At 42.3% G+C, this 13,469-nt stretch carries 12 protein-coding genes; 8 read left to right on the plus strand and 4 right to left on the minus strand.

Annotated features, from left to right (window positions below; genetic code table 11):
- Positions 1–53: 53 nt before the first annotated feature.
- From metA to R7041_RS20260, 7 genes are all read left to right on the plus strand, one after another.
- Positions 54–995 (plus strand): homoserine O-acetyltransferase MetA, encoded by a 942-nt coding sequence (gene metA, locus R7041_RS20230; protein ID WP_005377792.1) that lies wholly within the window; start codon positions 54–56, stop codon positions 993–995.
- 179 nt (positions 996–1,174) lie between these two features.
- The gene (gene pilW / locus R7041_RS20235) at positions 1,175–1,900 is read left to right on the plus strand and encodes a type IV pilus biogenesis/stability protein PilW (protein ID WP_213910014.1); all 726 of its coding nucleotides are present in this window, start codon (positions 1,175–1,177) and stop codon (positions 1,898–1,900) included.
- 267 nt (positions 1,901–2,167) lie between these two features.
- Entirely contained in the window at positions 2,168–3,097 is a 930-nt protein-coding gene (locus R7041_RS20240; RefSeq protein ID WP_064368225.1) for a phosphate/phosphite/phosphonate ABC transporter substrate-binding protein, read from the plus strand.
- The gene (locus R7041_RS20245) at positions 3,097–5,253 is read left to right on the plus strand and encodes a GGDEF domain-containing phosphodiesterase (protein ID WP_064368222.1); all 2,157 of its coding nucleotides are present in this window, start codon (positions 3,097–3,099) and stop codon (positions 5,251–5,253) included. The genes R7041_RS20240 and R7041_RS20245 overlap by 1 nt, the downstream gene beginning before the upstream one ends.
- 156 nt (positions 5,254–5,409) lie before the next feature.
- The gene (locus R7041_RS20250) at positions 5,410–8,586 is read left to right on the plus strand and encodes a response regulator (RefSeq protein ID WP_081048881.1); all 3,177 of its coding nucleotides are present in this window, start codon (positions 5,410–5,412) and stop codon (positions 8,584–8,586) included.
- A 9-nt stretch (positions 8,587–8,595) separates the two neighbouring features.
- Complete coding sequence (locus R7041_RS20255) at positions 8,596–9,072, plus strand: hypothetical protein (protein ID WP_017633987.1); 477 nt, start codon at positions 8,596–8,598, stop codon at positions 9,070–9,072.
- Position 9,073: 1 nt separating this feature from the next.
- On the plus strand, positions 9,074–10,165 hold the full coding sequence (locus R7041_RS20260; protein WP_136976944.1) for a sulfate ABC transporter permease: 1,092 nt from the start codon (positions 9,074–9,076) through the stop codon (positions 10,163–10,165).
- 146 nt (positions 10,166–10,311) lie between these two features.
- Here R7041_RS20260 and R7041_RS20265 read toward each other — a convergent pair whose 3' ends face one another.
- The 4 genes from R7041_RS20265 to R7041_RS20280 all read right to left on the minus strand — a co-directional run bounded on the left by R7041_RS20265 (position 10,312) and on the right by R7041_RS20280 (position 12,239).
- Complete coding sequence (locus R7041_RS20265; RefSeq protein WP_005377799.1) at positions 10,312–10,623, minus strand: hypothetical protein; 312 nt, start codon at positions 10,621–10,623, stop codon at positions 10,312–10,314.
- A gap of 202 nt (positions 10,624–10,825) precedes the next feature.
- Positions 10,826–11,260: a DUF962 domain-containing protein gene (locus R7041_RS20270; protein WP_005377800.1), complete on the minus strand. Its 435-nt coding sequence runs from the start codon at positions 11,258–11,260 to the stop codon at positions 10,826–10,828.
- A gap of 119 nt (positions 11,261–11,379) precedes the next feature.
- Positions 11,380–11,733 carry an MmcQ/YjbR family DNA-binding protein gene (locus tag R7041_RS20275; RefSeq protein WP_017633985.1) on the minus strand — a complete coding sequence of 118 codons (354 nt, stop codon included), beginning with the start codon at positions 11,731–11,733 and terminating at the stop codon, positions 11,380–11,382.
- Positions 11,734–11,756: 23 nt separating this feature from the next.
- On the minus strand, positions 11,757–12,239 hold the full coding sequence (locus tag R7041_RS20280) for a MarR family winged helix-turn-helix transcriptional regulator (protein WP_258478816.1): 483 nt from the start codon (positions 12,237–12,239) through the stop codon (positions 11,757–11,759).
- 110 nt (positions 12,240–12,349) lie between these two features.
- Between R7041_RS20280 and R7041_RS20285 the strand changes: the two genes are divergently transcribed.
- Entirely contained in the window at positions 12,350–13,237 is an 888-nt protein-coding gene (locus tag R7041_RS20285; RefSeq protein ID WP_258478817.1) for a DMT family transporter, read from the plus strand.
- The last annotated feature ends 232 nt before the right edge of the window (positions 13,238–13,469 follow it).

Genomic DNA, 13,469 nt, shown 5'->3' on the forward strand with positions numbered 1-13,469 from the left:
TTAGCTTTAGAAGTATAGACGTCTAGATTGACTATACTTAGGGAGAGAAAGTCGTGCCAATTAGAATTCCAGATCAATTACCAGCTACCGATGTATTAAGGACAGAAAACATCTTCGTGATGAGTGAAACGCGTGCAGCGAGTCAGGAAATACGTCCTTTAAGAGTGCTGATCCTTAATCTGATGCCAAAAAAAATAGAGACTGAAACTCAGTTTCTGCGTCTACTCTCAAACAGCCCACTACAGGTTAACGTCGAATTACTGCGCATTGATAACCGCCCGAGTAAAAATACGCCAACTGAACATTTAGACACGTTTTATCGCCAATTTGAAATGGTGCGAGATAAAAACTTCGATGGCATGATCATTACTGGGGCTCCATTAGGTTTGGTACAATTTGAAGATGTCATTTATTGGGATCATCTCAAAACCATCATGGAGTGGGCAAAAGATCATGTGACATCCACTCTTTATGTTTGCTGGGCTGCGCAAGCGGGACTAAAGCTACTCTACGATCTACCTAAAAAAACGCGTAAAGAAAAACTTTCAGGCGTGTATCATCACCAAATCCATCATCAATTTCACCCTATCTTACGTGGATTTGATGACACGTTTTTGGCTCCTCACTCGCGTTACGCAGATTTTTCGCCTCACTTTCTAGAAGAGCATACTGACTTAGACATTTTAGCGACATCGGATGTCGCAGGTGTGTACTTAGCCACCACAAAAGACAAACGCAATGTCTTTGTCACAGGACACCCTGAGTATGATTCTCACACCTTACATAATGAATATATCCGAGATTTAAGCGAAGGTATGGAGCCCGCTATTCCTGTCAACTATTACCCAAACAACAACCCAGATAACCCACCAATTGCAAGCTGGAGAAGCCATGGACACCTCCTCTTTTTAAACTGGCTGAACTACTGTGTTTATCAGCAAACACCGTACGACCTCGATCACTTCAGTGAAGATGCTTTCACTAAAGACGATTAGCTTCAAAATAAGCAAACAAAGCACTCATCATTACCGAAATGTAATATGTGAACCAAGCCGCCATATGGCGGCTTTTTCATAACAGTTTGCAAACCTGATCGCATAGTGTTTTTTCCTCAATAGGTTTTTGCTAAGTAATTCATATCATGCAGAAAGATTCAGGGATGTAGGGATAAAGAATGAAAACAGCAAAGCTCGGTGCACTAATATTATTGTCTCAGTTTGCACTCGTGGGTTGCGTGACGGTGAAAGAAGATGGAAGCCCTGTCGTTAAAGCCGATCCTGTGGCAATGGCAGAATCACGTATCGCACTTGGCTTAGGTTATTTAGACGGCGGTAACATGATTCGCGCGCATGATAACTTACAACAAGCCTTAAACCACGCACCTCAATACTATCGCGCGCAATTATCTATGGCTCACTACTACGAAACGGTTGGTGAAGATATTAAAGCCGAACAGATGTATAAACGCTCTCTACGCCAACACACTAAAAACGGAAATGTGCTCAATAACTACGGTACTTTTCTTTGCAAGCGAGGTGACTTCGAAAAAGCCGATCAGATGTTTAATCGAGCCATTGAGCAGCCTTATTACTACCTTATTCCAGCGAGCTATGAGAATGCAGCTTTTTGTGCGCTAAAATCACAAGATAAAGACAAAGCGAGATACTACTTTACTAGAGCTATCGATCATGACCCCCATAGACCAAAATCGATTTTGCAACTCGCTAAAATAGAAATTGATAGCGGTGATTATACTGAAGCTAGAATTCGATTAATGAGATTCAATCAAATGTATGGCGTGAAGAAGCCCTCTTTGCAACTCATGATTCAAGTTGAACGTGCAGCAGGCAATGAAGCTCTCGAGAAAAAGTATCAAAAACAGTTGGAAAAATTTTCTTAGTACAAAATAGCGATACATAAGGCGCATTAGCTCACAGCCAATACTGCGCTTGACCAAGAATCCGGTGAATTCAGACTCACGGTGATACATTCATCCTGTACATAAACGTCAAATTCGGTACTATTTGAACGGAATAAGTGACCAAGTCACATTATAAAAAGTGCGCACACAACGAAATTTGTACATCATACTGTTTTTAAGATTGATTTCGGCACATTGATAAATACTAAATATTACTGACATGCACCAGAAGGAAGTTGAAGCCGGATGAAACCTGCCTGCACTCTGTTATTACTCACTTTGCTGAGTTCACCTTTTGTCGTCAGTGCACAAGATAATATTGAGAAAACATTCACGTTTGGCATTGTGTCGAATAAAGCCCAAAGCAAAATCAAAAAAGCGACGCCCCTTACCCAGTATGTAACTGAAAATATGGCTGAATATGGTTACGCAAAAGGGGCGGTAAAGGTATTTAAAAATTATCGTCAGCTCGCGGTTGCGCTTGAAAATGGCACCGTTCAAATTGCAACGGCGACCCCCTTTAATGCGATGACCTTAGAAAAGGAGTCTAATAGCCAAATCCTTGCTATACGATGGAAAAAAGGCCTGCAAAAATATCATACGGTGTTCTTTACTAATAAAGAGAGTGGCATTGAGTCATTTTCTGACCTGCGCGGAAAAACGCTTGTTTTCGAAAAGCGCACGTCTACCAGCAGCTATTACCTACCTGCGATTACATTGCTGAATCACGGAGAAAAACTGCAATACCTTCCCTCTCCTGATGACAAACCGGCCAAAGACAGCATTGGTTATTTATTCCTTGATGAGCAACTCGCTCAGTCAAATGAAATCAACCTATCTGTATGGGTATATAAACAGAGAGTTGCAGCAGGAGCATTCAGTAACTTCAACTGGAACAATCCCAAAGATTTGCCAGAGAACATGAAAGACAAACTAGCGATTTTTTCTCGTTCTGTTGAAATACCCAGGGATTTAATTCTCGCTTCTCCAAGCATGAGCCTAGAGCAACAGCGTAAAATCACGTCAATACTGCTTGATATGGATACAACTCACGAAGGCTCTCTCGCACTTAAAAAGTTTCAGAACACCAAAAAATTCAGCGCGCTTACTCCAGAAATGCGAGCCTCCTTAAGTACAGTGCGCAAGTCAGTTCACTTGTTACCGAAGGTGGATTGATGTTTCAAAAGCTCTCACTCGAAACCAAATACATTTGCTCGACAATGTTCGTTGTCTTGTTTGTTGTGGTGATAAATCTTGCGTTATACATGCACGGTTACGATGCGTATTCAAATAGCTTAACTCAACAAATCACGAACAACTCTCAAGAAAAAACAGAATCTTACGTTAAGCAAAAAGGGTTGGTTTATGCAGAGCTATTATCAAAACAGCTTTTTGATCCACTCTATACAGACAATATCAGTCAAGCGTATGAGCAAATTAAGGCAACATTGAGCCAGCCAGATGTCTCGAAAATACATGTTGTTGACAATGAAGGGCTAATCTTTCACGACGGTACTACTCAGCTAAGGATGTTTGCCCAACCTCATGACCGCTCTCCTTTTATTTTGAAAGCAATAGAAGAATCCAGAACTCTCGTTTCCTTTTCCAAGCATCAGTTGGAGATCGCAGCGCCGATTCAGCAATCAAACATTACTCTTGGGGCGGTATATCTTGAGCTTAACTTGATACATCTACTGGAAGAGAAAGAACAGAACATTGAACAAGTCCAAGCGATTACCTCAAACGATAAACAGAAGATGTTTAACTTGCTGCTAACGATCAGTGGGATATCCGTTCTATTCGGTAGCATCATCGCTTATGCTTTGGGGCGGTCGTTAACTAAGCCACTCAAGCAACTAAAAGATCAATTTTCAGAGTCAAATACCCAAGCGCTGCCAGTCACCGACATACAAAGCAAAGATGAAGTGGGAGAACTTATTTCGGCGTACAACAAAATGTCAAACAAAGTGAACCGATACACCAGCCGAGTTGAGTTCATGGCGTACCACGATATTCTGACTTCCCTGCCAAACCGAGAAAAGTTACTCATTGATATTCAAACGCAAATAACTGACCACAAATCCCCCTCACTTGCGGTTGTGTTTATTGACTTGGATGACTTTAAGCACATTAACGATAACTACGGACATAACATTGGGGATAAATTGCTAGGCCATCTTGCTTCAGAGCTTCAAGGCCGTTTGCCGAGTTATTTTAAGCCGCTTTACCGCCTTTCTACCATCGTAAGTCGAGTTGGTGCGGACGAATTTGTACTGGCCTTTCCGTGCTCGGACAATCATGAAGCTAGAGAAAAAGCACACGCTATTCATCGCCAACTACTCTCTCCCTTTAGTTTGGAAGAGAACGATATTCAAATTACGGCAAGCCTCGGAATTGCTGTGTATCCAGAATTTGGTTCAAACGCTGAGTCTCTTTTACAGCTTTCCTCTCTTGCGGCGCAGGAATCTAAAAGACGCGGTAAAGACATTATGACGATATACGATTCCACGTTTGATGAAACGATTAAACAACGTTTATACATAGAACGAGAACTGCGTCGTTCAGTACGTGATTTGTCTCAATTCGAGCTGTGGTATCAACCACAATTTGATCTAAAAACCTATCGCCTAATTGGGGTCGAAGCATTGGTTAGGTGGAATCATCCCGAGAAAGGCTATATCAGTCCAGAATCGTTTATCCCGATCGCAGAGCAAAGTGATTTAATATTGGAGCTTGGAGAACATATCATTGAGACGGCAATTGCTCAGCGGGCAATGTGGGCAGAACATTTCGGTACGGATTTTCACATCGCATTAAACTTGTCCCCAAGACAAATCTATCGCCAAGATTTAAGTCAATTATTTTCTAAGTATTTACGACGACATGATGTCGCCCCTCAAACCATTCATGTTGAAGTGACAGAGTCACTTTTTATTGATGATACAGAGAAAGCTCAATATGTGCTTAAAAAACTACAAAGTATCGGAGTGGAAGTTTGGCTAGATGACTTTGGTACGGGGTATTCAGCCCTTGCCTACCTACAACATATGGCTTTTGACGGGCTCAAGATTGATCGTTCATTTATCGCTCAAATCCGAAAAAGCGATCAAGACGATTCATTAGTTCGCGCGATTGTATCCATGGCTCACAACCTAAGAATGAAAGTAGTAGCCGAAGGCGTAGAAACTCAAACTCAACTCACACGAATGGAGTCTCTCCACTGTGACGTCGTACAAGGTTTTTTCTTAGGTAGACCTGTACCTGCCGAGGAATTGATTGCATTTGAATACCAACGAGGGAGTGGCGCTCAAAGCGTCAATCACTTTGCTTAGAACGCCGTTTTGTTAACTATTGCCGCTTAGCGCGTTAGTACTCGTAATGCAATATCGGTCACACTTCCCCCACCTCATTAATATGAATTTTCTCTTAAAATCTAACATCTGAGATAAATAAACTACACTTTTCATATCAACTTCTTGGATATGGAAATGCGCGTGGTAGGAATCTTTTCTTGGAACAACCTGTCGGTAAAACAAAAGCTATTTGGGTTGGTTTTGCTGCCAATTTTATTGTTGCTTGTCCTCGCGGGTAAACATGTACAAAGCCTTTCTATCCAGGCTCAGGAACTACAAAAAGCACAGTTATTCTCTGTCTACATAGACCGCGTATCTTCTCTTTATCACCTACCGAATAACCCTGATGTAATAGATAAGCAACTAAAAACTCAGCAGATATCTCAATTGTTACGCGACACTGCAGCACCAGTATTCGGTGAAAACGCTGAGATACTAAACCAGTTGACAAGCTTTGAGGAAGCAACCCTCTCGATGCTCTCTTCGCAAAATCAAGAAGAAAAGTTAGATGCGGCAGAGTGGCGCGCTGATACGTTCAAAGAAATCCTCATGAGCTTAGACAAAGTCTATTTTAGAAATGTGAGTTATGAAACAAACACTCACCTTTCTTCTTTGATGCAACTTGAATGGTTGATGTTTTGGTCCACTGAAGAGCATAGATTAAGCGAATATTTGATTCGATCTTCAGAGGAAAATAACGAGTATGACCTCACAACACAGGCTTCTATCCAATCTTTAATCCAGAACCAACAACTATTTCTAGAGCGTTTTGTGACGCTAAATGCCAATCAACAACAAGTAGATCTGCTCATTGAGACGTTTACGGGTGAAGTCTTTATCAAAAGCCAAGAGTTTCGTGCTTATTTATTGCAACCAGCTCAACTCAAATCATTAACCCCGGATGAGATTGATGCGGGGTTATCTGCACTCAACAAACGCTTATCGTTATTACAAAGTGTTGACGACAAAATGGAACAGCAGCTGAGTGATGATATATCAAAGACAATCAACACGACGACACAGCACCGCTTTACCTTTATCGCAATGATGAGCCTTTTAACGCTGTTGGTCGTAAGTTTAACGCTAAGATTGGTGCGAAAAGTTACTGGAAACTTGAATCTAGTCCTCAAATTTCTCAGTAACGAAAGCAATGAACAAAGTAACACTGAAAATTCACCTCTTGCTCAACTAATAAAGGGTAAAGACGAGCTGAGTAAGTTTGCTCGAGAGGTAAAAAAGCTTAGTGATGAGCGGATGTTGTCCAGACTAAAGCTCACACAAGCTAAAGAAGATGCAGAACAAGCAAAAGATGATGCAATTAAGGCGAGTAAAGCCAAAAGTAGCTTTTTGGCCAACATGTCCCACGAGATCCGCACGCCGCTAAATGGCGTTATTGGCATCTCTGAAGTGTTATCCGATACTTCCCTGACTGCCACACAACGCGATTACGTCGATACGATTGAAACCTCCTCCCAACTGCTTTTGAGTTTAATTAATGACGTTCTAGACTTCTCAAAAATTGAATCTGGGATGTTGCTCATTAGCCCACATTCAACTTGTGTTCGAGAGTCTATCTATGACATTGCTTCTATCATTTCACCGAAAGCAAAGGAAAAAGGCATCGATGTGCAAGTCAACATTAGCCGTAACACGCCTTACCACGTAATGTTGGATGACCATCGTATACGCCAAGTTGTCATGAACTTCATGTCTAACGCGGTAAAATTTACCGAACAAGGCAGTGTAGAGCTATCGGTCATCACCCGCGAAATAAAAAATGGTGAAGCGGTCATCGAGTTTTCCGTTAAAGATTCTGGGATTGGTATTGATGCCCAGCAGCAAAAGAAAATATTTGCTCCATTTGCCCAAGAGGATAACTCTACTACCCGACAATTTGGGGGAACTGGACTTGGGCTTGCCATTAGCACGCAATTAGTTGAGCTAATGGGTGGAGAAATTCAACTTGAATCCGAGAAAGGTAAAGGCAGTCGCTTCTTCTTTGAACTAACTGCTCCTGTTGTGACGCAAGAGTTTAACGCTTATCACGCTCTGAATCACAACGACATATGGATTGTATGCAGCAGTACTCAACTAGAACAAAAACTGCGTAACGAGTTAAGTTTTTTCAACATCAATATAACGCAGTCAGTAGATACCTTAAGTGCGTTGCCAACGTGGATTGATAACGAGCGCGTTATCGTTATTCATGTAGAAGGATCACCAAATGCAGCGGCGATGCATATCGATGAGATAGAAAGCCTTTGTAAACGAAACATTCGTGTCTGCCTCATCAAGCACCTTCATAGCCCACAATTCGACTTTAGAAGTAGTATCAGCGCCTTGGTCACTCAGCCACTACTAGGGCAGCGCTTAATTAAAGCACTTGAAAGTTGTGCGGCAAATTTCTCGCACGCACAACAAGAGAGCATTTCAGCGCAACATGTTAAATCTTTGCCGAAAATTTTGGTCGTTGATGACAATACGGTCAATCAAAAAATCGCGGGGCTACACGTCACAAAAGCTGGCTTCGACTTTGATGTCGCAGTAAACGGACAAGAAGCGGTTGATAAATTTCAACAGAATCAATACAGCCTAATTTTAATGGACTGCATGATGCCCGTAATGGATGGATTTGAAGCCACCCAAATAATTCGTCAAATAGAAGTAAAAGAAAAACGCGCTTTCAGAATTCCGATTATTGCTCTAACGGCAAGTGTGGTCGATGACGATATACAAAAATGCTTTGACGTTGGAATGGATGACTATGTGCCCAAACCGTTTAAAGCAGGGTTGCTTAAAGAGAAGTTAGATAAGGCAATTGGGTTACGTGTTTCCAACACGACGCCTGCTGAACCACACCAAGAGAACACTACTCTCGATACAACTCATAAACTACCTGCGAGTTCAGAGCAACCAGAAGCAACGGTAACGCCTATTCGCTCCGAACGTATCTTGCTTGTCGAAGACAATAGAGTGAACCAGAAAGTGGCTTCTCTATTGCTATCTAAAGCAGGCTATCAATTCGAAGTCGCAGAAAACGGACAAATTGCAGTCGAAATGTTCCAAAAAGATGGAAAGTTTGATGTTATTTTGATGGATTGCATGATGCCCATAATGGATGGGTTTGAAGCTTCTAGGCAAATTAGAGCTTATGAAGCGAGTAAAGGATTAGCTAAGACGCCCATTATCGCATTAACAGCAAGCGTCGTTGATGATGATATTCAACGCTGCTTTGATTCAGGAATGGATGCCTACGTACCAAAGCCTGTGCGCAAAGAAAAACTGTTGTATCAAATTGAACAAGCAATGTAGGTGGATTCTATGAGTAGAAATCATTCTCGCGTTGCTTTTCCTTTGCGTTACATAAAACGCTATCTGTTTATTCTGATTGCCCTTCTTTCATTAAATTGCCAAGCTCTCGCTGCAGAGAGCTACGCCGTTTTCTCATTTAATGACGAATTCTCTCCGCTCACTGTCAATAAAGCGCGAAAGTTGTACAGAGGGAAGACGCAACTTTTACAAGGCCAGCGAATTGAACTCTCTGACTGGCCTGCGACATCAACAGAAAGAGCTGAGTTCTATCGTTATCTTCTCAACAAAAATTTAGCGCAAATGAACGCGCATTGGGCAAGCTTGTCTTTTTCAGGTAAAGCTAGACCGCCAAAAGTGATTGCACGCTCCAGCATTGATGACCTCATAGCATGGATGCAAGAGAAGCCGAATAGAATTGGTTATGCCCCAACATCGAGCGTCCCTAGTAATGCTCATGTTTTATGTGTGGTTAGCTCGGAGAATTGATATGAAAAAATATTTAACCATGTTATCGCTGAGTATCGCGACCTTTCCGAGCTCAGCCACGATTGAACTAACAGAACAACTTTCTTTAAGTGGTTTTGGCTCTACGTCGTGGGCAAAATCCGATAATCCAACTACGGTACTAGTTAACCGCTTTATTGGCGATGAATCTTGTTTCGATTGCGATACCACTTTCGGCATGCAGCTCGATTATTTTCACAAGGCATTTCGGGCATCCGCACAAGTCGTAAAGCGCCCGCAAGACCATTGGAGCTCGCCTCAGCTCGAGTGGGCGTATTTGGCTTATACCTATAAAAACATAGAAATACGAGGAGGACGCTTAAGACTGCCACTGTTTTTGATGTCTGAGTACAACTATGTCGGCCACGCTTTTACCCAAGCCCGCCCACCGAATGAGGTATATGACAGCATTCTAGGTATCACGGCTTATAACGGCCTATCTGCACGCTGGATTCATGACCTTAATGAGCAAACCGTACTTACCGCCATGCCGTTTGTCGGGTTTAAAGACAATAGTGACGTAACCATCAATGAACGTACTGAATTGGAAATTGAGTCAAACAATACTGCAGGGATGAACTTAACGCTAAGCGGAGAGAGCTATCGTTGGAATTTTTCCTACCTCCACGGCGATTATGATCAAACAACGACGCTCTCTAACATTGAGCAGTCCACTCCCGGTGGCGGAACCACAATCATTGACCGTCTAGTTGAAACAGAAAAAAACAACACGATCGATCTGTTCTCTCTAGGGTTAAGATACGAGCTCGATAACATTGTGATTATGGCAGAAGGACAGACCAGCAATCTTTCCTCATCTTGGTACGCGACAACAAGTTATAATGTAAACAAGCTGACTCCTTATATTGTTTACGGTCAGCAGTTTAATAGTCGGGATAAAAAAAGTGGAGACAGTTTCTTACTCGGGTTGAGATACGACCTAGATTACAACGTTTCCCTGAATGCAGAATGGCAAAGGTTCAACGCCTACAATAATAGCTCTGGCGCGTTTTCATCAGCCCCAAAGGATGACAGTGCGAGCCTTTATACGCTAATGCTCAACTTCGTTTTTTAATGTTTCTTACAGTACCAATTTCCACAACACTGGGGGCTGTTGTATTAAGAAGGCTTTTTGCAACACGTAACTAAACGCTAAACGACTGGAAGGGATAGAATCGATCAGATAGGTAAGTGGCAATCCAAACAGAGACAAAGGTTACTCTATTTCGGTTTGTTTTGATTGCCTTTTAACCGCTTTTCTTTGCGTCGCAGTGCCCGGAAAAACTTTGACTCTTCGTGGTACCAACCAAGGACACTAATTGGGAAGCCCACGAGCATCATAATAAAAACATCCGCAGGGAGTTGTTCCCAAATGTCGCTTAAAGAATGCAGCTCTCCAAAAATGAACAAACCGATGACTTTACCAAGCAGTAATGCACAACAAATCATAAAGAAGGACTTTAATATATAGTGCCATTTGCCTTTTTTACGCTCTTCTCTCCAATAGGCATATTTATATTGTCGGTCGTACATTCATCCCCCTAAAGTAAACTTGCCGTAAGTTTAAGTATCTCGATAGCGTAAAGTGCGTTGGCACCTCTTTAATCATAGTGCGTATCTAAAGTGAATGCTTGTCGTGGCAATAAGAAGGTGAGGTATTCTGTAGTAAGAGCTACATAATCTCTGAACGTTATATGTCTTGTGTCATTCGGATGATGCGTGATTTTGCTTATCGCTAGTGTTTTCTGAACACCCAAATCGGGCCGATGAGTAAAAACTGTAAATCCTCAAAAAACGACGGTTTTTTACCTTCAATCTTGTGACCGATAAATTGCAATATCCACAATACACCAAACAAGAGCATAGAAATATGCAGAACGGGCAACATCAATACCTCTAGAGACCAAATAAGGCCAATGCACGCTAATGTGTAGCCGATCATCATCATGAATACGCTCAGAGACAAACGAAAATAGAAAACCCAAGTGGGGATCACCGCTACCCAAACCCAATTAAGTTCGAAGCCTAATAATGAAATCTGGGGAATCGACCAAATAAGTCCAACCACAGAAAGGTAAATACCTGGAACTGCGATTGTGTGAATCTTTTGGTTGATAGGGTTTTGGTGACTCTCCCCGTATTCTTTTAGCCATTCAGATAATGCTCGCATATCATTCCCCTTTTCCACCTTCTTATTCTTATATAGCCCGAGGATGAAAAAGGTGCGAATTTTTCCGTAAAGGCTACGAGCAACGAGCGACAAAACAACAGAGGCCAGTGCGTTGCCGATTACTCACCAAGCAACGCTCGTTGTGCTTTCGGCAGCTTGGCAACGACAAGAGCATAAGAACGTTCACACAAGTCTTGAATCAACCCATCCTCGACATCACCGTTAAAATAAACCGTTATCCAATGACGCTTATTTAAGTGATAACCCGGGATAATATCCGTAAACTGCGACGTTAAGACTTCTCCATCTTCTGGTTTTACTTTTACGCTGACATACTCCCGACCGTTTCTCTCTGCAATGATGGCAAACATCTTGCCTTTGATTTTGTATACAAGCGCTTCAGGCCCAAATGGGAAATCGCTTTCTGCACACATGAAGGTACTTAAGTATTGTTCTAGTTCTTTGCTTTTCATATCCCCTGCCTCCTTCTGCGTTCTCATTCAAATTGTGGCAATAGCAATCTTAACGCCTGGTTAACCTGTTCTTTTTCATTGCCTTCTAAACCATGCAATAACGATTGCTGAACGTCTACATGCTCCAAAATTAGCTTGTCAATTAAGGTTAAGCCTTGCCCTGTTAGTTCAACGGTGACGCTACGTCGGTCTTCTTTACTATGGGTTCTGGTGATAAACCCTTTCTTCTCTAGTTTATCTAAGCGATTAGTCATCGCACCCGAAGTGAGCATCATCGACTCTATTAACGCTGAGGGAGTAAGACAATATGGTGAACCAGCTCGACGCAGTGTCGCTAACACATCAAATTCACCCATTTTCAGATCGTACTTCTTATGTAGCTCGGCGACCCTAGATTCCATGTGTTTTGCAATTCGCATTAGTCGACCCATTATTGCCATCGGTTCAGTGTCGAGGTCTGGCTTCTCCCTAGCCCACTGCTCTACCACTCTATCAATTGCATCCATTATTTCTCTCCAAACATCATATATTTTTTATTTTAACATAAAGATACTTTACAAAAAGCCACCTTGCCGATATCGTTACATTTAATTATCTCTACATAAAGATATTTAACATGAACATTTTACTTGCGATGATTCCTGCCTTTTTTTGGGGGACGACTTACGCTGTTACTCAGTTTACTCTACCGGACTGGCCTCCCGTTTTACTTGGCGCTCTAAGGGCACTGCCTGCGGGTCTTTTGTTGCTGGCAATAAAGCCCTCGTTTCCAAAAAGAAGTGAGTGGAAAGTGCTGCTTGTTTTAGGAACCATCAACATCGCTTGCTTCTTTGGTCTCATTTTTGTCATGGCGTTGACGCTTCCTTCTGCCATCTCTGGTGTTGGTATGGTTTCGGTCCCCGTTTTTGCGATGCTGTTTGGTTGGGCAGTCTACAAACGTCAGCCTAGTGGCATTCAAGCGATAAGCGGCGCAACTTTGATTGCTTTAGCTTGGTTCTTATTTGATCCTAGCTCTATTTCTCTCGAACCCGTGGGCTTACTTGCGATGATCTCCGCCATTATGTGCATCGTGATAGGAAGTAGCGTAACAAAGTCACTAGGTACAAAAATGCACTGGTGGACAGTGCTAACATGGCAGCTCATTTTGGGTGGCGTGATTATGTCTAGCGCAACAAGTGTGCTGGCGATAAACAATCCAGAGCCATATGCTACGGTCGTTCAGGACGTATCCATGACGAATATTCTAGGGTTACTGTGGGTAGTTATTCTGAACACCGCATTAGGGTATGGCATGTATGTATGGTTATTACAGCGGATGTCGGTCGTAGATTTTACCTTTGGTGGTATTGCAAACCCTGTCGCAGGCATTGTTTCGGGCCTACTGCTATTGGGGGAAACGTTCACTCCTCTGCAATACAGCTTAATGCTAGGAATGATCGTAATGTCATTACTACCTCAGCTCATTACGTCAATCAAAACGAAAAGAGCCGCACTCTCCTCCTAAGTAACGTTAATTCCTAACACTCTAGAAGTAATGAGAGTGTTAGGAATCCTCAAGTGTAACCCCATCAGCAGAAATCAGCGCTAACCTAGGCAACTGACACCTTTAAAACGGTACGTTTTGACATTATGGCTGTTAAGCGCTTGCAAGGTTAGTCAGGGGCTCTGGTTTAGCGTAAACATAACCTTGAATAAGGTAAATCGCATGCTGAGCCAGATATTCGACTTGAGCCTGG

The sequence above is a fragment of the Vibrio sp. 1751 genome (assembly GCF_033339895.1).
GTDB classification, from domain to species: Bacteria; Pseudomonadota; Gammaproteobacteria; order Enterobacterales; family Vibrionaceae; genus Vibrio; species Vibrio alginolyticus.

What these genes read in the sequence shown, in the direction of transcription:
- pilW (WP_213910014.1), top strand. Translation starts at nt 1,175, where the DNA reads ATGAAAACAGCAAAGCTCGGTGCACTAATATTATTGTCTCAGTTTGCA.
- R7041_RS20240 (WP_064368225.1), top strand. Translation starts at nt 2,168, where the DNA reads ATGAAACCTGCCTGCACTCTGTTATTACTCACTTTGCTGAGTTCACCT.
- R7041_RS20245 (WP_064368222.1), top strand. Translation starts at nt 3,097, where the DNA reads ATGTTTCAAAAGCTCTCACTCGAAACCAAATACATTTGCTCGACAATG.
- R7041_RS20250 (WP_081048881.1), top strand. Translation starts at nt 5,410, where the DNA reads ATGCGCGTGGTAGGAATCTTTTCTTGGAACAACCTGTCGGTAAAACAA.
- R7041_RS20255 (WP_017633987.1), top strand. Translation starts at nt 8,596, where the DNA reads ATGAGTAGAAATCATTCTCGCGTTGCTTTTCCTTTGCGTTACATAAAA.
- R7041_RS20260 (WP_136976944.1), top strand. Translation starts at nt 9,074, where the DNA reads ATGAAAAAATATTTAACCATGTTATCGCTGAGTATCGCGACCTTTCCG.
- R7041_RS20265 (WP_005377799.1), bottom strand. Translation starts at nt 10,623, where the DNA reads ATGTACGACCGACAATATAAATATGCCTATTGGAGAGAAGAGCGTAAA.
- R7041_RS20270 (WP_005377800.1), bottom strand. Translation starts at nt 11,260, where the DNA reads ATGCGAGCATTATCTGAATGGCTAAAAGAATACGGGGAGAGTCACCAA.
- R7041_RS20275 (WP_017633985.1), bottom strand. Translation starts at nt 11,733, where the DNA reads ATGAAAAGCAAAGAACTAGAACAATACTTAAGTACCTTCATGTGTGCA.
- R7041_RS20280 (WP_258478816.1), bottom strand. Translation starts at nt 12,239, where the DNA reads ATGGATGCAATTGATAGAGTGGTAGAGCAGTGGGCTAGGGAGAAGCCA.
- R7041_RS20285 (WP_258478817.1), top strand. Translation starts at nt 12,350, where the DNA reads ATGAACATTTTACTTGCGATGATTCCTGCCTTTTTTTGGGGGACGACT.